This window comes from Nonomuraea sp. NPDC048901, assembly GCF_040649695.1.
Classification (GTDB): Bacteria; Actinomycetota; Actinomycetes; order Streptosporangiales; family Streptosporangiaceae; genus Nonomuraea.
The window spans coordinates 238153-256278 of record NZ_JBEZFW010000004.1 but is presented as its reverse complement, the minus strand read 5'-3'; the positions used below and the strand labels follow the sequence as shown (position 1 = coordinate 256278).

Sequence of the window (18126 nt, the reverse complement as noted above, 5' to 3'; positions counted from 1 at the left end):
GGGATGGTGACGTGCTTTTCTGGCATTTCTCTGGCAAGGGCCGAGCTATTCCAGCCAGGACCGCCCGGATCGCGGGACTTCCCGCTCGGTCAGGGGCAGGCGCACCTCGGCTCGCGTACCAGCACCCTCAAGGGAGGCGCCCAACCAGGCGGTGCCACCGTGCAGGGCCGCCTGCTGCCGTACCAACGTGAGACCGAGCCCCGACCCGGGGCTGCCAGGGCGTCGGTGGAAGCGGACGAACACCGCCTCGTGGCACTCGGGCTCGATCCCCGGACCCGTGTCCTGGACGGCGAGGACGATCTCATCCCCACGCTCCAGAGTGACCGTGATAGCGCTGCGACCGGACGCGTCCGTACCATGCACGGCGGCATTGTCTAGGAGGTTGTCGGCGACCAGGCGCAAGCCCTCCGCCCAGCCGCGCACCCGTACGGCGTCCGGCACGCGAGCGGTGATCGTGGCATGCGGGTGTCGGCGCCGGGCGTCCTCGATCGCGTCGTTGACGATGCCGGCCAGGTCGGTCTCGGCGAAGGCGGAGGCGTCGAGCAGCTCGCCGCGCGCGAGCCGGCGCAGCATCGTGATGAGCCGCTGGAGGCGGCCGTGTTCGGCGGCCAGGTCGGCGACGGTCTCGGCGCGATCCGCCGGATCCAGCCCGGGGTGGTCCAGCAGGGTGAGGTTGGTGCCCATGCTGGTGAGCGGGGTACGCAGCTCGTGCGCGGCGGTGGCCGCGAACGCGCGCGCGGTCTCCAAAGCCTCGCCGGTACGGGCCACGGCAGCGTCGCGCCGGTCGAGGAGGTCGTTCAGGAGGCGGGCCAGCTCGTCGATCTCGGTGACGCCGGCCGTGGTCGCCAGTCGCGTACCGGAAGAGGAGGGCGCGTCGATCGCCCGTGCCTGCCCGCCCAGCCTCGACAGCGGACGCACCGCGAACCTGCCGAGTACGAGCCCCGCGACCACGCCCACACCGACCGCGACCAACGTGACCGAGCCCAGCCGGTTACGCAGGGCGGCGATCTGGCCGGCGAGGCGCTCATCCGGCTCGAACAGGATCAGTCGCGCCCTCCCCCGCGGCCCCAGCTCGGCGGCGACGAATCGCCACTGCCGATCCCCCTCGACGTAGTCGCCGGGACCGGCACCGGCCGGAAGCGTGCCGGGCACGTCCCCGATGACCAGCGGTTTCTCGTCACCCACCACCACCGTCGCCCCGCCCTGGCCGGTGGCCGCGGCCAGCAGTCGCCGCTGCAGGAAGTCGGGCGGCACGGCACGCAGCACATCGGTTCGCCACGCGTACGTTCTCGCCATCGGGGCCAGTGTCCGCAGCCGCGCCGCGAGCTGATCATCTCGCTGGGTACGCAAATCCTGTGAGACGAGCATCAGCACGACCAGCCCGGCCAGCGCCACCAGCAGCGGGACGGCAACGGCCAGGCAGAGCGCGAAGCGCGTGGACAGCTTCATGGCTCTCGTAGCACGAACCCGACGCCGCGTACGGTGTGCAGCATGCGCGGCTCACCGCCCGCCTCCAGCTTGCGCCGCAAGTAGCCGACGAACGTGTCCACCGCGTTGTCGCTCACCTCGAAGTCGTAGCCCCAAACCCGCTCCAGCAGCACAGCACGGGTCAGCACGATCCCGGCGTTCCGCGCCAGCACCTCCAGCAGGTCGAACTCGCGCCGCGTCATCTCGACCGGGCGGCCGCGCAACGTGACCACACGGGCGTCCGGCTCGATGACCAGCGGCCCGATGCGTACCGTCGTGCCCGTGGCGCGCCCGGCACGGCGGAGTAGGGCGCGCAGGCGCAACACCAGCTCACCCAGGTCGAACGGCTTGATCACGTAATCGTCGGCACCCGCCGCCAGCCCGGCCTTGCGGTCGGCCACCTCGTCCATCGCCGACAACATCAGCACCGGCACCTGCGACCCGGCCTCCCGTAATCGACCGCACACCTCGATGCCCGACATTCCCGGCATGGACACGTCCAGGACAATGGCATCGGGCTGCCCGGCCGCCCGCTCCAACGCCTGCCGCCCCGACTCGGCGGTGTCCACGACAAAGCCCTCCAGCCGCAACCCGCGCCGCAGCGAACGCAGGATGGCCTGATCGTCGTCCACAGCCAGGATCCGGTACGCGGTCACCGCCGCAGACTACAGATGTTGCCCCGCCGGGGTCGTCCCGGCGGGGTGGGGTGGTTAGAAGTACGGGGTCCAGCCGGGGCCCATCTCGATGGCACTCGAGAAGTTGTTGCTGCCCTTGCCGTTCCAGAGGTAGAGAGTGCCGGTGCCTTCACGGACGGAAGCGATGTCGGTGTTTCCGTCCTTGTTGACGTCGCCCAGCGTCATCAGGGTGCTGTCGAAGGGCTCCCAGCCAGGACCGATCTCGATCGCGCTGGAGAAGTTGTTGTCGCCCTTGCCGTTCCAGATGGTCAGCTTGCTGCCGTCCCTGACCGCCGCCAGGTCGCCGATGCCGTCGCCGTTGAAGTCACCGCCGATGGGCTTGCTGTAGGCGGTCCAGCCAGGGCCGATCTCGATGGCACTCGAGAAGTTGTTGCTGCCCTTGCCGTTCCAGAGGTAGAGAGTGCCGGTGCCCTCACGGACGGCGCCGATGTCGGCATGACCATCACCGTTCACGTCGCCCAGCGACATCAGGGTGCTGTCGTACGGCTCCCAACCGGGACCGATCTCGATGGCGCTGGAGAAGTGGTTATCGCCCTTGCCATTCCAGATGGTCAGCTTGCTGCCATCCCGGACCGCCGCCAGGTCACTAATACCGTCGTCGTTGAAGTCACCAGCAATGGGCTTACTGAAAGCGCCCCAGCCAGGACCGATCTCGGTGGCGGAGTTGAAGTTGTTCGAGCCCTTACCGTTCCAGACGGTCAGCGTTCCGGTAGCGGCCGAGAAGATATCCCCCACCCCATCGGCGTTGAAATCCCCGCCATACGAACTCCGCGGCTGCCAGAGGGCATCGACGATCTTCTGTGCGTCTCCGGCCTGGGGCTGGTAGCGGGACGGGTAGGCCGAGACCTGTACCGCCTGGCAGACCTCGCCGATCGGCGCTGTCATCCAGGAGTTGTTCGGGTACTCCCTGACCATTTTGTCGAGGAAGGCATTGGTGGCCCAGATCGGATTGAGTCGCTCCTGGACGCTGCCCCACGACGCACGCTGCTGGAACAGACCGAGACTGTCGTGGTCGACCGTCTCGCTGACGTTCTGGATGGTCGACTCCACGATCGCGGTGGTGACTGCGATGACCGCCGCTCTGGGATCCATGCCGCGGTCGTGGACGGCCTTGACGATCATGCGGGCGCACGAAACCCGGTACGCCGTCATGTAGCCCTTCATCGTGGCGGTCAAGACGCCGTTCAGCTGTGTGGCCAGGGCCGCGTCCGTGCTGGTCGTGCCGTTGGAGTCGCATGCGGCGGTGGCGTAGGAGGCGGTCACTCGGCCGGTAGGTGGTCCGGCCGGATCGTCCTGGGCGTACCCCGAGGGGGATAAGGCGACGATCGCGAAGATGGCCAGCGCTGCCGTCGTCGTGTGGCGGGCGAATGTTCTCGACACTGTCTGACGCTCCAAATCGTGGGAATGCCCCCGCCGGGGGTCGTCCCGGCGGGGTGGAGTGGTTAGAAGTACGGGGTCCAGCCGGGACCCATCTCGATGGCACTCGAGAAGTTGTTGGCGCCCTTGCCGTTCCAGAGGTAGAGAGTGCCGGTGCCTTCACGGACGGAAGCGATGTCGGTGTTTCCGTCCTTGTTGACATCGCCCAGCGTCATCAGGGTGCTGTCGAAGGGCTCCCAGCCAGGACCGATCTCGATCGCGCTGGAGAAGTTGTTGTCGCCCTTGCCGTTCCAGATGGTCAGCTTGCTGCCGTCCCTGACCGCCGCCAGGTCGCCGATGCCGTCGCCGTTGAAGTCACCGCCGATGGGCTTGCTGTAAGCGGTCCAGCCAGGGCCGATCTCGATGGCACTCGAGAAGTTGTTGCTGCCCTTGCCGTTCCAGAGGTAGAGAGTGCCGGTGCCCTCACGGACGGCGCCGATGTCGGCATGACCATCACCGTTCACGTCGCCCAGCGACATCAGGGTGCTGTCGTACGGCTCCCAACCGGGACCGATCTCGATCGCATTGGAGAAGTGGTTATCGCCCTTGCCATTCCAGATGGTCAGCTTGCTGCCATCCCGGACCGCCGCCAGGTCACTAATACCGTCGTCGTTGAAGTCACCAGCAATGGGCTTACTGAAAGCGCCCCAGCCAGGACCGATCTCGGTGGCCGACCCGAAATTGTTCGACCCCTTACCACTCCAGACGGTCAACGTCCCGGTAGCGGCCGAGAAGATATCCCCCACCCCATCGGCGTTGAAATCCCCGCCGTCTTGGTTCGAAGGACCGTTGCCGGCTTCGACCGGCGCGCTGTAACCGACGATGTCGCTGCTCGACCGGGAGTGCGAGTTGGCCTTGGTCCGGTCGCCGCTGTTGCCCTCGATCGTGTAGATGGTGCTCCCGTCGACGCTCTTCACGATGCCGACGTGGTCGATGTCACCGTTCTGCTCCCAGTCGAAGACGACGGCGTCGCCCGGCTGCGGGGTGTAGCCGCTGCCTCTGGTGTGCCAGGTCCCGTACTTGGTCCCGTAGTCCTTGAACGAGCTGGCCCATCCGGTGAGCACGCCACCCTCTAACTCGGGGACGTCGGCGTGGGGGACACCGGCCTTGCGCCAGACGTACTTGGCGAAGTCCGCGCACCAGTTGCTGTCGCGCCACTGCACGCCATCGCTGCTGGGGCAGCCGGCGGAGTCCTTCCACGTACGGAAGACACCGGTGTAGTAGTTGCACCCGCTGCCCATGGGACTCTCATGATCTCGGCTGCTGTTGTTCAGCTCGTCCTGGGCGGCGGAGACGATCGCGGACCTGCTCACCGCGAAGGCCGGGGCGGCCATGACAGCGGTGAGGCCGGTGGCCATGATCGCCATGGAAGCCAGACCCGCGGCGAGTCGCCGGCCTGTTATATGGATTTGACCCATCGTGATCCCTCATCTCTTGGATTTGTTTTTTGCGGGCGTGCTTCGGTGATGAATTTGGGCATGCTTCCGCCTCCGCCGAACTGTTTTGCTAGTTCGGCAGACGATCCGATCAATAGATTTCCTTCCTGCCGCGCCCTGGCCATGGGCGCCGCCGCGGTCGCATTAACCGACCCGGCGCAGCCACCCTAGGCGAACGGCATTTCATCTCGTTATCGCAGGGAAATTTCCGGCGATAATCGGCAGAACAAATGACGTTGGGCGCCTAGATCGCGGACGGATAAGGCAGCTTCAACCCCGCCGCCGACAGGTCATGGAAATCGGCGTACTCCCGAGCGTGCAGGGCGAGCAGGCTGGGCAGGCGATAGCGGAACAGGCCGTCCGGCCGCCGCCCCCACGTCTCGAGCAGCGCGGCGTCCGCGAGCTGCTCCATGAGGTTCTCCGCGCTCGACAGGTCGATGTTCATGAGCGCCGCGCCACTCCAGACGTCCAGCTCCGGGGTGTCCCAGAGCGAGAGCCGGCGATACAGGGCGGCGGCATCCGGTCCCAGGCCGCTGTAGCCGCGGTCGAAGCTGTCGCGGATCCCGGGCGGCCCGCCGTGGCTCAGCTCGTCGAGCCGGTGCAGCGGGTCGCGCAGCCTGGCCAGCAGATGGGAGACGCTCCAGTGCGCCTTCGCGGTGAGCCGCGCCGCGGCCGCGGACACGGCCAGGGGCAGGTTGTCGCAGTACCTGACCACTTTCCTGGCGGCGGCGGGCTCCCACCGTACGCGATGATCGGCGACGAGCGCGTCGAGGAGTTCGACGGCCGAGCGGGTGTCCAGCGCGTCCAGCCGCAGGCGTACCTGGACGGGGCCCGGGTGGTTGTCCGCGTGGTTGTGCGGGCTGGTCGCGAGGACGCAGCAGGTCTCGGACGCGGGGATCAGGCTCTGAACGCGGCGCAGGTCCCGCACTCCCCTGAGCACGACCAGCACCCGCCGTCCGGCGACCGACCGCTGAAACAGCTCAGCCCGCCCTCGCGGGTCCACCGGAATCTCGTTCTCCGGGGTCTTCAGAGCGCGCAGGAACCGGGCGAGCATGACCGACACAGACTCCTCGCCGTCTCCTGGCCGGGTGAGGTCGGCGAAGAACCGTCCGTCGGGGAACGACTGCGCCACTCGGTGGGCCCAGCGAACCGCCAAGGCGCTCTTGCCTACCCCCGGTCCCCCGGTGATGAGCCCGACGGCGGCCGACCCTACGTCGGGGCCACCCTCCAGCAGAGCATCGAGGCTCGCAAGCTCCTCCTCCCGGGAGACGAACGACGGCACATCCGCAGGCAGCCGCGCCTCGCCGGAGCCGCCGGGAAGGTCGGCGTTAAGGGAGGCCGATGCCGTGGAGGTCGACGCTGTGGAGGCCGACGCTGTGGAGGTCGACAGGAGCGAGGGATCCTCGCGCAGCATGGCGGCGTGCAGCTCCTGGAGCTCCTTGCCCGGTTCCAGCCCCAGCTCGTCGACGGAGTTCTGGCGGGCCTGGCGGAACAGGCCCAGGGCCTCGGAGCGGCGGCCAAGCCGGTAGTTGGCGAGCATCAGGATCGCTCGGGCGTGCTCGCGTAGCGGCTGTTCCTGGACGAGCCCGGACAGCTCGGACACGATCTCGCTGTACCTCTCCAACTCCAGCTGGAGTTCGGCGTACTGCTCGTATGCGTTGAGCCACTGCTGCTCCAGCAAGTTCGCCTCCTCCTGAAGCCGCGAGCTGGAGGTGTCAGCGAACGGTGTCCCCCGCCGCAGACTGAGCGCCTCCCTGAGCAGAGAGGCCGCCTGGGCCGTCCGCTGGTCCCGGGCGAGGTGCCGCTCCCCCTGTTGTCGCTGGCCTTGGGCGAGTTGCCGGTGGTCCTGGGCGAGTTGCCGGGCCGACTCCACCCGGGCCGTGAACTCGACCGTGTCGATGCGGTGGTCGCCGGACACGAGCATGTAGCCGGGAGCCGCGGTCACGATCACGTCCTCGTGGCAGCCCGCCTCCTGGAAGACCTTGCGGAGGCCGGCGACGCAGATGGCGATCTGGTTGCGGCACGTGGTCGGCGGCGTACCACTCCACACGGCCTCGACGAGCCGATCGACCGAGACAACCCGGTCGGGAGTGAGCAGCAGCACGGCCAGGACGGTCCGCTGGCGGAGCCCGGTGATGGTGAAGCGGGCGTTGTTCGCGATGACCTCAAGCGGGCCGAGTATGTGAAAACCGAGAGATGAGGCCACGACTTAGCGGTCTCCGTCGTAGTGGGCCGAGGCGGCCTGACCACCGCTCCGCGAGGGGGCCCGCCCTCCTTCCCCGTATCGCAACCATTCCGCCGCCGCGCGCGGTTTTTCGGTCCTCAATTCCGTTTTCTCCTGTGACAAGCCTTCGATCCCTTCTCGCGATAGCGAAGCTCCCTGAGCCTGGTGAGCAGAAGTGATGGCACCGTGCGGGCGCTGCGGCAACCGCAGGTAGGGCATGGTCAGCCCGATGAACAGCTCCGTCGGCAGGCCCACTCGGGCGTGATCGGCGGCGTCGCAGCAGCGGCGGGAGAGTGTGCGGATGTGACGGGAACGGTGGCTGTGGCCGGCTTCGATGCGATCACGCGCGGCAGCGTGACAGTCATTTCTGGCAATTCCCTGGCAAAGAGCCGGGGAATGAGAACTGCGAAGCTTGGATGCTGGCGACGCGACGGTCTCAGTACAGTGTGGGAGTGGCAGGTGAGCAGCTGAGTGCTCGGGTGGACAGTTGGATCTGGTCGGTGCGGCTGACCAGAACTCGTTCGATCGCGTCCGACGCCTGCCGCGGCGGTCACGTCCGAGTCAACGGAGTGCGGGTCAAGCCCGCGCACGTCGTCCGGGTGGGTGACGAGGTCCGGCTGCGGCACGAGGGCCACGAACGCATAGTGGTCGTCTCCCGGCTCATCACCAAGCGCGTCGGCGCCCCTGTGGCCGCCGAGTGCTACGTCGACAAGAGCCCTCCGCCTCCTCCGCGCGAAGAGATCGTCACAGTGGCCGTACGAGCTCGGGGCGCGGGCCGTCCCACCAAACGCGAACGCCGCAGCATCGACAAGCTGCTCGGACGCCCGACGGCGGAGGGGCGGGGCACCGGGCCCGACCCGGATTGAACGGGCATACCGCATCCAATAGGTAGGCGCGGTAGCGAGCTCGTCGAACGCCACGCTGGCGAGAAGCAATCAGCGACCGCCTAAAGGACGCGATGGCGGTTCCTCCTCCACCGGATCCGCGCGAATACCCGTGACGCCCTCCTGCGCAGGGCTCGGTCCGCTCGTTACCTTCTGGCGCCCGCGCCCGTCATAGGAGCGACGGCCATGTACGACCCACGGTCGTCGGACCATCAACGAGATTGGAGACCAAGGTGCTGACGAACATCATGTATGTAACGGTCAATGTCACCGATCAGGACCGCGCGCTGAAGTTCTACACCGAAGGGCTCGGTCTGGAGAAGCGCATCGACTACCCGGGGCCGGAAGGACGCTTCCTCACCGTGGGCGTTGGTGACAGTCCGGTCGAGATCATCCTCTGGTCGCATGCGGGACAGCCGGTCGAGAACCGGCCGGGTGTCGCCCCCGGCCCGCTCATCCTCGAGTCGGACGACCTGAGGAAGGATTTCGAGGTGTTTCGCCAGCGAGGCGTAACATTCGATCGGCCCGAACCGGAGGACTACCCGTTCGGCGTTCGCATCGAGGCGGTGGATCCGGACGGCAACCAGATCTCGCTCCGCCAGCCGCGCCGCCCAAACCGCGCCGATGGCTGACCGACCGTAGACCACGCGACGATCCAGACCCGTCATAACCCATGATCCGAGGAAAACCACCCGATGACTGACACCAGCCGGACGGACCTGCTGGCCGAGGCGTTCGAGGCCCAGCGCGACCGGCTGAGCGCGGTCGCCTACCGCGTGCTCGGATCGCACGCCGATGCCGAGGACGTGGTCCAGGAGTCCTGGATGCGGCTCGCCCGCCAGGACGCCGCGGCCATCGAGAACCTGGCGGGCTGGCTGACCACGGTGGTCGGCCGGATCAGCCTGGACGTCCTGCGGTCCCGCCGCGAGGCGTCCTACGGAGACGGGTTGTCCGAGCTCGTGCTCACGGCCGACGACAGCGCTGAGCCCGAGGAAACCGTGGCGCTCGCCGACTCGGTCGGGCTCGCGCTGCTCGTCGTCCTGGACTCGCTCGGGCCCAGCGAGCGACTGGCGTTCGTGCTGCACGACCTGTTCGCGGTGCCGTTCGCCGAGATCGGTCAGATCCTCGGCAAGTCCGCCGACGCCACCAAGATGATCGCCAGCCGCGCCCGCAGGAAGGTACAGGCAACCGAGCGGCCGGCGATCGTCCGACGAGAACAACGACAGGTCATCAACGCCTTCCGCGCGGCCGCGATGGGCGGCGATTTCGAGGCGCTGCTGCGCGTGCTCGACCCGGACGTGAAACTGACGGTCGACACTCCGAACGGGCTGGTCGTCACCCTCGGCGCCACCGCAGTCGCCACCGGCGCGAAGATGGTCTCCGGCGCTGTCGCACGGCATCAAGCGGTGCTCGTCAACGGCCTTCCCGGGTACATCTCGTGGCGCGAGGACGGAACCCCGCTCTCCATCATCTCGTTCACGGTCGCCGACGGCCGGATTGCCGCCATCGCGATCGTGGCCGACCCCGCCAAGCTCGCATCGATGCACTTCGCCGCTGGCACCAAAACTCACGCGTAGAACCAGCGGTCTCAAATGCGGCTCCCCGCTCGGTTGTCCTGTGACACCGAACCTTGAGCTTGTGCCATCGAAGGTTGAGCGGTGCAGCGTGACGTCTGATGGTGGACGTGGACTCGGTATGGCCGGGGCGGACCTGAATTGGGTCGGTGCGCGACAGGACAGGGGAGCCCGTCAATGGCGGTGACATTTCGCCCCGCGTGCGGGCGGCTCTGGGGGCTATCAGTCGGTCCCTATCCCCTCCCACCGGAACTCGACCTCAAAGATCGGAGCCTTCCCCGCCACGTCGAGCTCTCCTCCGTCCTCCTCGTCATCGGAGTAGTAATGGACCTCGGAACCCGGAAACGCCTGCGCAAGCCGATCGACCACCTGCTCCTTCCCCTCCTCGCTGATGAACGCGGAGCCGTCGTTCTCCATCAGGACGTCAATGTCCTCCTCGTGCAACGCGGATCGCGCGTCATCGCGGGTGAGCCAATGTCCAGCGGCGGTACGTCCCCACGCCGCGACCGTGAGACCAAACTCCACAGTGTCGCCGTGATCCTCGCCCCACACCTCGTCGTGGACCTCGATCCGAGCGCCCTTAAACATCGCCATGCGACCATTGTCCAGGCGGTCATGTCTGCGGTTCATCCCATCCCGGCGATGGCGCCACGTTCCGGGTGCGGCTGCAACTCCCCCATCCCGCAACTGGACGTCACGCTGCACCGCTCACCCATCCATGGCACAAGCTCAAGGTTCGGTGCCACAGGACAGCGGCTCCCCGCCCGGTATTCAGAAGGCGATTGACCAGTGCTGGCTTTGAAGACCCGGCTGAGATAGAACGCACTGCGATACCCGCACTGTTCGACGATGTTCTGCAGGGTGAAGTCGGTCCCGCTCAGTAGCTCCCGCGCTTTCTGCAACCTGACGCCGCGCAGGTATTGGATCGAGGTAACGCCTCGAACGTCACGGAAACGTCGCGAGAGCAACGAAGGGCTGACGCCCAGCGTGTCGGCCGCGGCAATCACGCGATCTTCAGATGTCTTCACAAACTCCGAATGATCACGTGGTGGCCGTCTTCATGCCACCTGAACGCCCAAGATCGCGAAGTGTCAGTGGAGTACTAGTCCGTATCTTCGTACCTGGCCTGGCGACGCAGGCGCTCCATGCTATTCGCAGGTGGTGGGATAAGATCCTCCCCCTTAGCCTGGCGTTCATGGCGAGCCTCTGCTGCGCGCTCATGTAGTGCCTGCTCACGTGCCCACTCATGCCACGCAGCCCCTTCCTGCCGGGCGCGTATTTCTCGCTCACGCACCCTGCCGCTGCGGGACGGCCGAAGCCTCGCCCGTCGCTTGCGCCTCCCCTCGTCGACTACTACCACCACGCAATAGACCGATACTCCCGAAATCAAGACAAAAAGAAATAGGAAAAACACGGTATCTACCGCTCGCATGAGCACCACCCGCGACGATCAAAGATGAATGTCTGCTTAAATTAAGTACATCCCAAGCGCTCTTTGTCGGCAACCAGAACTGACGAGTAATGTGAATCGGAATCCAGAGGCGTTCACGATCGTGGACTGCCCCGCTAGTGGCGCACCTAGTCCGTGGCGCCGGGCGCGCAGCGCTGCTGCGGCGCTCACCGCGAGCAGAGCCGCGCCCACGTCGCTCAGCAGCTTCACGACCCTGTGCGGACCTGTCAGCAAAGGTGATTACACGCCTGGCAACGCCGCACCGCAGAAGCCGTCCCTGCGGCCTCGGCATGCGTAGCCTGTACCTATTGCGGATCGGCGAAGTCGGCCCGGGACCAGGTCAGCCGGCCGGAGCGGAAGTCGTCGATCAGGGCGGTCAGCCAGCGCTCCTCGGCGACGGCCACCGCGTGCAGGTATTCGAGTTCGAGCAGGCCGGCCCGGTGCAGACCCCCCTCGGCCTGACCGGTCAGCGCGGTCTGCAGTTCCGCCACCGACGCCGTGACGGCCGTCCGCCGGCGCTCCAGTAGGTCGGGGATCTCCTCGGGCGAAAGCAGCAGCAGGTGGGACAGCGCCGCCGGAAACTGCGGGAACTCCCGTTTCGGAACCGTGAGCAGGTCCACCAGCCATTCACGGGCGGCCTCGCGGCCCGCGTCGGTGACCTCATAGACGGTCCGCTCGGGGTAGGCGTGGTCCCGTTCGGTGTCCAGCACCGCCACCAGCCCGGCCTCCGCGAGCCGGTCGATCGTCCGGTAGAGGCTCGTCCGCTGCTCGACGTTGACGACCAGATCCTTCCCCCAGTCCTTGATCAGCCGCTGGATCCCGTACGGATGCAGGGGCTTGTAGTGCAGCAGCGCCAGGACGGTGAGAGCCAGCGGCGAACCTCGGAACGCAGTACCCATGTCACCGACACTACTCCGGAAACTACTAGTTGACGAGCTACTAGTTGCAATGCAACTATCCCATCATGCAGCAGAACACCGTGAAAACAGCACTCGTCATCGGCGGCGGGATCGCCGGGCCGGTCACCGCGATGGCCCTGCAGAAGGCGGGCATCGACGCCGCCGTCTACGAGGCGTACGAGAAGACCGCCGACGGGGTCGGCGGTGGCATGAGCCTGGCCCCCAACGGGGTCGACGCGCTGGACGCGATCGACTGCGCCGACCTGATCCGTCCGCTCGGCGCGCCGATGACCGGCATCGTGCTCCAGGACTGGAAGGGCCGTCCGCTCGCCGAGTTCGGCAACCCGCCCGGGATCCGGCCGATGCAGTTCGTCTGGCGCGACGAGCTCTACCGGGTGCTGCACGACGAGGCCGCGCGGCGCGGTGTCAGAACCGAGTACGGCAAGCGCCTGGTCCGGGCCGAGGAGACCGCCGACGGGGTGACCGCGCACTTCGCGGACGGCACCCAGGCCACCGCCGACATCCTCATCGGCTGCGACGGCATCCGCTCGACCGTCCGCTCCCTCATCGACCCGGCGGCCCCGGGACCGCAGTACGCAGGTCTGATCAGCTTCGGCGCCCGCGTCCGAGCCCCGGGGATCCCCTCGACCGAGGGCAAGATGCCGATGACCTTCGGCAAGAAGGCTTTCTTCGGTTACCAGGTCTTCGGCGCCGACGACGCCGTCTGGTTCGTGAACCTCCCGCACCCCGAGCCGATGACCGCCGCCGAGGTCCAGGCGACCCCGGCCGCCGAGTGGCTGCCGATCCTGGCGGAGAAGTTCGCCGCCGACGGCACCCCCGCGCGGGACCTGATCGACCGGACCGACCCATCAGACGTGGTGATCGTCGGCCCGATGGAGAACATGCCACCCACAACCGTCACGTGGAGCCGGGGCAGGATCGTGCTGGTCGGCGACGCGGTACACGCGCCGTCGTCCAGTTCGGGGCAGGGCGCGTCCCTGTCGATCGAGAGCGCGATCCAGCTCGCCCGCTGCCTACGCGACCTCCCCTACGCCGAGGCGTTCGCCGCCTATGAGGCCGAGCGCCGTCCCCGGGTCGAGCGGGTCATCAAGGAGACGACCCGCAAGAACGCCAGCAAGGCGGCGGGGCCGGTCGGCCGCGTCATCAACGCCTACGCGATCCGGATCTTCGGCAAGCTGGGCAAGCCCGAGAAGATGACCTGGATCTTCGACTACCGGATCGACTGGGACGCAAAGGTGACCAGATGATCGCAAAGGCTCATCATGGACAGCCGAAGGTCCTGCTTGGCGCGGTTGGGCGAACGGGAAGACTTCCAGGGCGCTGCGTACGCTACGGCACGCGATGATTCCTACCGTCAGCGCGCCAACGCGGCACGGTGGACTGCTGGACAGCCGCTCACCTGCGCTGACACTGGGTCAAAGCCATAGCCGCAGCGCGATGGCCGCGACGACGATGATGATGATCGATGTGCCGATGAGGACCTTCCCGAGGGTGGAAGCCGGTTTCAGCCTTCTCAGGCTGGGACCTCGGCGCCACCACGTCCTCCGGCCATGGTCCTCATCCTCGGGGGCGGTCATCCGGTCGAGGCCGGCCTTGATGCTGTTGACGACGGGCGTTCCGGTCAGGCCGAATCTGCGCACCGCGCCGCCTGCCAGGGAGTACAGCAGGGTCGAGGCCGTTCCGGGCGCGCTCAGGGCCACGATCGCGAGCAGGAAGGTCTGGGGAGGGCGGTCCAGGTCCACGAGGATCTCTTCGATGTCCGCTGAGGAGAGCTGGCGGCGATGGCTCACCTGGAGCACGTTCTGGTAGTAGAGGACGCTCTCCTCGGCGGCGCAGATGGAGCTGATCGCGTCGATGAGGTAGCGGTGTCGCATCAGCGCGTATTTGACGGCCTCCATGGCCCGTGGATCGGTGGGCAGGGCACGGCGGTCCGCCTCAGATATGACGATGTCCAGCACCTTGCGGTTGCGGGACTGGACGGCGACATGGAACAACTCGTCCTCCGACATGCCGTCGAGGATCTTGAGAAGGTGCTCGGGGCCCTGCAGGCTCGCGATGAGCAACCTTCCCGAGGGAGAGCTTCGCGGGAGGAGCCGGCTCATCGCAGCGAGCAGCGCCGGCGGGAGGCCGGGCGCCGCCCGGCGCTGGCCACCCAGATCGACCAGCATCTCCTCGACGTCGGCCGCGTGCATCGGCGATGCGTACAGCAGTCGTAGCAGGGCCTCAAAGAAGTTCTGCACGACAACCGAACCGGCCAGACTTTGGGGCGGATGGATGGGGTTCGCCCTGATGAACACGCGGTAGGTCTTGCGGTCCTTGTCCGGCACACGTTCGCGAGCCCGCTGCGCCAGCTGCGTGTTGAGGACACCGAGCCGCTGCTCCTCGGAGTTCGCGATGCTCTCACGACACTGGTGCAGCAGCTGCTCCACCGAGGGTTTCGGGGAGCCTGCGACGGCGGTGCGCTGCTCGCCCGGGCCCGGGCGCTGAGCGGAGGTACTGGTTCGGAGCAGCCTGAACGCCGCGGCGCGGTGGGACACGTCGTCGAAGTCGCGCGGTTCTGCCAAGGTGGTGAGCCACCTCATCAGCTCGTGAAGGTCAGCACCCTGATAGCGCTCCAGTTCCTTCTCGTACAACAGAGCCTGGGGCGGATACGCCTCTGGTGGGTCATCGTCCTCCCAGGGCAGCTCCCACACCCCGTGGGTGGGCGGCACCTCGGCGAAGGAGAGGCGGATCCGGTGCCGGGAGGCGCTGTTGGTCCAGGTGGAGGCCGCCAGCGAGGGGCGGAACCCGTACGGAAGGAGCGCTGCCACGGAGTCCAGGAAGTCCAGCCGCCGATCCAGAGGCAGGTGGCCGGCCCCCACCACGCAGACCGGCCGCCCGGTGAGCAGCAGCGCCGCCGCCCGCCGTGCCGTGCCGTGCACCTCGCCGGCGAGACGACGCTCGTCGTACCCCGAAGGGGAGAGCTGGAAGGGCGCGTCGCCGGAGAAACTCTCCTTCGTCAGCGCCTCGTACAGGGCACGGTACGACAGCCTGGTCGACTCGGAGGCGATGTCCGCCCAGCGTACGCAGGCGTAGTACGTCATCGCGTACGGGCGTTGGAAGCCGTCCTGGGATTCCGGCTCGATCTGCACGGACAACCCCAGCCAGGGCTCTTTGTCAGGGCCGACGGCGAAGTAGTTGGTCGCCACCCGAGGGAGGGCCTTGGGCTCCATGGTGCCGGAGGTGAACGCCTTGAGCCACATGCCGAACTCAGCGCTGGTGATCGCGCCCGAGCTGCAGCCGATCACACCGTAGTCGTCCAGGCTCTCCGGCGTCTTACCGAGGATCGCCCAGTGGGCGGTCAGCCATCCCATCGCCGGCTCCTCATCGCGCCGGGCCGGATCATGCGGCCGAGCCAGATCACGGGCTCCATGACATTCAGGGGGCGGACGGCCCCCCGGATCGTCAGCCCGCCGTTCGCGTTGTCGATGACGTTCAGGAAGTCGTCCGGGTCGAAACGGCCGAGATCCTCATCGATGAACAGGCCCACCGACGAAGTCACGAAGTACTTGATGCGATCCTGATGGAAGAACGCCTCTATCAGATCGAGGATCATCTCCGCGTTGTGGTCGTGGGTCTCCCGGCACAGCACCCGGAAGAAATCGGGGACCCGGTCCTCGGGCACACGGGGGATTCGCAGCTCATCGCCGGGATCTCGTTCCGAGAACCCCTCTTCCATCGCGATTCGCAACACCTTCGGGTCGTCGTACTTGGTGATGCAGACCGCGATGTAGTGGGGCAGTTTGCCGTCTTCGAACTCGTCGCCGACGAGCATCCGCCCGGCGACCTCGTGCAGTGCGGCATCCAGATGTTTGAAGGCGTCGCCCACCCGGGCCTCACGGTCGGGGTCGAACATGTAAATCAGCCCGCGGCTCTTGACCAGGCTGTCGACCAGGGTTTTTTTGTCGATATTGGACTCGGACTCGGCGAACAGGTCCCCGCGCAGGTCCAGGAAGTCGAGCTTGAACTTCGGCGCCTTCGCCACGCGCGTCGCCCACGGCCACCACCATCGTCTGCGCGGCGCCGCCGCCGGGCCGATGATCAACCAGCTGTAGTGGGTGAGTGCCTCGGTCGGGGCCGGGAACGTACGCGCCTGCAGCAGCGTGTTGCGCAGCTTCGCCAGTTCGGTCCGGGACACCGGGTTCTCCCCGATGAGCCTCCAGCCCGCGTCGCGGGCCTTGTTCAGCGCGATGCTCAGCGCCGCCAGGAAGGCGGTCTTGCCGCTGCCCGAAGCCCCCCACATCGCGATGTCGGGCTCGCGATCGCGCTCGGGATCGCCGGGGGCGGAGTCAGTGTCGACCACCGATGTCCTCATTCTGGGAGACGAAATTCTGGGAGACGAAGGGAAGGGAAAGCGCGGCGGACGATCCCACCAGGCCGAGCCGGATCACGAGTTCTTCGGCGTTCACCGCGTCCACCTGGAACAGCGCGGCCGAGCCGAGCCGATGCCAGGGGGACGAGGGGGAGGCGGGCGGACTGTCGCAGATGGCCGCGCTCCTCAAATCGTGGCGCTGTTCCATGTCGCGCAGCAGCGCCAGCCAGTCGTGGCGCGCGGGGCAGGCGGGTACGCGGTCGAGGCCGGACCGCGGGGGATGCGGAGGCCGCGCCCCGATGGTGAGCAGCGCCGTCCGCGTGTTGCCCGGCTGCGGGAGCAGCCGGTCTCTCACCTCCGCGAGCAGGTCCTCGAGCTGGGCGGCGTTCGGGTACGTCGGCGCGGTGGGTTGCAGGGACTCCAGGGCGGCTCGTGCTTGCGCCGTGGAGCCGGACCAGACGGCCAAGGCCGGTCGAGTTCGGTCTGCGTGCCTGGTGCCGAACACGTGGGTGCCGTATCCCGCGACGGACACCTGGAGGTGCTGGGGGCCGAGACGGTGCTCGGTGAGAAGGTCGATGACGTAGCCGGCCCAGTGGCAGCGATCCTCGAACTCCTTCAGCGTTCCCGCCGTCTCTATGGCGCACACCAGGTGCGCGGGCCGGGGCACGGGCGGCAGCAGTGCCGGCAGCGTGGCCACCACTTCCGTCCACGGACGCGTGTCCGGCTGAAGACCGGGGACCTCGGGGAAGCGGACGACGCCGGGCCGCTCCAACACCGCCCGCAGCCGATGTGGTCCGGGAGAGAGCGGCGCGTGGTCGACCGACACCAGGTCCGAAGGCTGGAGCAGGCCTGACCAGGCGGAGACCGCGAGCAGCACGCCGCCCGCGTCGGTGCACGTAATGGTCACATGGGCGTCGTCCCCGGGCTTCGCTCCGGAGCCGAACAGCCGCCGTCCCACCAGTTCGAGCCTGCCGTCGTCCGTGCGTTCCCGGGCCACGATCAGGTCGTACGCATGACGCAGGGGCGCACCGACGATCAGCTCCGGGAGCAACTCCCCGAGTTTGACCCCGGGCACTTCGACGACCTGAGCCGATGGGCGCCACTGTCGCAGCGCGCGCAGCGCCGCCTCCTGCTCGTGCCCGTCGGCGCAACACACCACCATCAGCGGGTCCTCCTCGTCGGCGGAGATCAGATCTCCAGCGATCCGGAGCACCGCGTCGAAGACCTCATCGCCGGAGGCGGTCAAGGTGGACCACTTGGCGGAGGCTCTGCGCGTGTGGAACGGCGTGCCGACCTCGTCGACGCGGACTTCGAAGATCCGTATTCCGGCGGCGTCGATCTCCACGACGGCCAGCCGCTCCCTGAACGAGACGATCAGATCGGCGAGATCGCCACGCAACCCGCCCTCTGCGAAATGGTTCAAAGATTTCCCCGCCCGTTTCGAACCTTTATTCGATGAGTCCTTATGGCATCATTAATGGAACTTATGGCGATAAGAGTGGATCGCCAATCTTTGTCCGTTCTATGGTGATTTGTAACCGTTGGTCGCCCTTGGGAAAGCCGTCCGTGGCGGGCCGTTGGACGTAACCTCCGCGAGTTGACATCTATCCTCTTGTGATAAATCAAGATTGCCGGTTGTTTATGGTAGTCAGTGGATTACTCACGGGGTAGGGCGTATGGCGTCCTGTCCCCTCCCCCCGGAGCCGCGC

General features: G+C 67.1%; 15 protein-coding genes. 4 read left to right on the top strand and 11 right to left on the bottom strand.

Annotated features, from left to right (window positions below; translation table 11 throughout):
- Window positions 1–45: 45 nt before the first annotated feature.
- The 5 genes from AB0C30_RS14990 to AB0C30_RS14970 form a co-directional block, all read right to left on the bottom strand.
- The gene (locus AB0C30_RS14990; protein WP_357943525.1) at window positions 46–1449 is read right to left on the bottom strand and encodes a HAMP domain-containing sensor histidine kinase; all 1404 of its coding nucleotides are present in this window, start codon (window positions 1447–1449) and stop codon (window positions 46–48) included.
- A complete protein-coding gene (locus tag AB0C30_RS14985; protein ID WP_357943523.1) occupies window positions 1446–2123 on the bottom strand; it encodes a response regulator transcription factor in 678 nt (225 codons plus the stop codon). Before AB0C30_RS14985 ends, AB0C30_RS14990 begins: the two co-directional genes overlap by 4 nt.
- Window positions 2124–2177: 54 nt before the next feature.
- Window positions 2178–3542: a VCBS repeat-containing protein gene (locus tag AB0C30_RS14980; protein WP_357943521.1), complete on the bottom strand. Its 1365-nt coding sequence runs from the start codon at window positions 3540–3542 to the stop codon at window positions 2178–2180.
- A gap of 62 nt (window positions 3543–3604) precedes the next feature.
- Window positions 3605–4936: an FG-GAP-like repeat-containing protein gene (locus tag AB0C30_RS14975; protein ID WP_357943520.1), complete on the bottom strand. Its 1332-nt coding sequence runs from the start codon at window positions 4934–4936 to the stop codon at window positions 3605–3607.
- Window positions 4937–5258: 322 nt separating this feature from the next.
- Window positions 5259–7220 (bottom strand): BTAD domain-containing putative transcriptional regulator, encoded by a 1962-nt coding sequence (locus AB0C30_RS14970; RefSeq protein WP_357943518.1) that lies wholly within the window; start codon window positions 7218–7220, stop codon window positions 5259–5261.
- Between the two features lie 470 nt (window positions 7221–7690).
- Here AB0C30_RS14970 and AB0C30_RS14965 point away from each other — a divergent pair, with 470 nt between their 5' ends.
- The 3 genes from AB0C30_RS14965 to AB0C30_RS14955 all read left to right on the top strand — a co-directional run bounded on the left by AB0C30_RS14965 (window position 7691) and on the right by AB0C30_RS14955 (window position 9699).
- A complete protein-coding gene (locus AB0C30_RS14965) occupies window positions 7691–8104 on the top strand; it encodes an RNA-binding S4 domain-containing protein (RefSeq protein ID WP_357943516.1) in 414 nt (137 codons plus the stop codon).
- Between the two features lie 239 nt (window positions 8105–8343).
- The gene (locus AB0C30_RS14960) at window positions 8344–8754 is read left to right on the top strand and encodes a VOC family protein (RefSeq protein ID WP_357943514.1); all 411 of its coding nucleotides are present in this window, start codon (window positions 8344–8346) and stop codon (window positions 8752–8754) included.
- Between the two features lie 63 nt (window positions 8755–8817).
- Window positions 8818–9699 (top strand): sigma-70 family RNA polymerase sigma factor, encoded by an 882-nt coding sequence (locus AB0C30_RS14955; protein WP_357943512.1) that lies wholly within the window; start codon window positions 8818–8820, stop codon window positions 9697–9699.
- Between the two features lie 219 nt (window positions 9700–9918).
- Here AB0C30_RS14955 and AB0C30_RS14950 read toward each other — a convergent pair whose 3' ends face one another.
- The 3 genes from AB0C30_RS14950 to AB0C30_RS14940 all read right to left on the bottom strand — a co-directional run bounded on the left by AB0C30_RS14950 (window position 9919) and on the right by AB0C30_RS14940 (window position 12045).
- Window positions 9919–10290 (bottom strand): hypothetical protein, encoded by a 372-nt coding sequence (locus tag AB0C30_RS14950; protein WP_357943510.1) that lies wholly within the window; start codon window positions 10288–10290, stop codon window positions 9919–9921.
- A gap of 32 nt (window positions 10291–10322) precedes the next feature.
- Window positions 10323–10724, bottom strand: a complete 402-nt coding sequence (locus AB0C30_RS14945; protein ID WP_357943508.1) for a helix-turn-helix transcriptional regulator — start codon at window positions 10722–10724, stop codon at window positions 10323–10325.
- 727 nt (window positions 10725–11451) lie between these two features.
- A complete protein-coding gene (locus tag AB0C30_RS14940) occupies window positions 11452–12045 on the bottom strand; it encodes a PadR family transcriptional regulator (RefSeq protein ID WP_357943506.1) in 594 nt (197 codons plus the stop codon).
- Between the two features lie 65 nt (window positions 12046–12110).
- Here AB0C30_RS14940 and AB0C30_RS14935 point away from each other — a divergent pair, with 65 nt between their 5' ends.
- Window positions 12111–13313, top strand: coding sequence for an NAD(P)/FAD-dependent oxidoreductase (locus AB0C30_RS14935; protein WP_357943504.1), 1203 nt, complete (start codon window positions 12111–12113; stop codon window positions 13311–13313).
- A 168-nt stretch (window positions 13314–13481) separates the two neighbouring features.
- On the opposite strand, the gene AB0C30_RS14930 is transcribed toward AB0C30_RS14935, so the two are convergent.
- From AB0C30_RS14930 to AB0C30_RS14920, 3 genes are read right to left on the bottom strand one after another with little or no spacing between them, the layout of a single operon-like run.
- A complete protein-coding gene (locus AB0C30_RS14930; protein WP_357943502.1) occupies window positions 13482–15419 on the bottom strand; it encodes a hypothetical protein in 1938 nt (645 codons plus the stop codon).
- Entirely contained in the window at window positions 15407–16408 is a 1002-nt protein-coding gene (locus tag AB0C30_RS14925) for a hypothetical protein (protein ID WP_357943501.1), read from the bottom strand. The genes AB0C30_RS14930 and AB0C30_RS14925 overlap by 13 nt, the downstream gene beginning before the upstream one ends.
- A complete protein-coding gene (locus AB0C30_RS14920) occupies window positions 16395–17840 on the bottom strand; it encodes a hypothetical protein (RefSeq protein ID WP_357943499.1) in 1446 nt (481 codons plus the stop codon). Before AB0C30_RS14920 ends, AB0C30_RS14925 begins: the two co-directional genes overlap by 14 nt.
- Window positions 17841–18126: the final 286 nt, after the last annotated feature.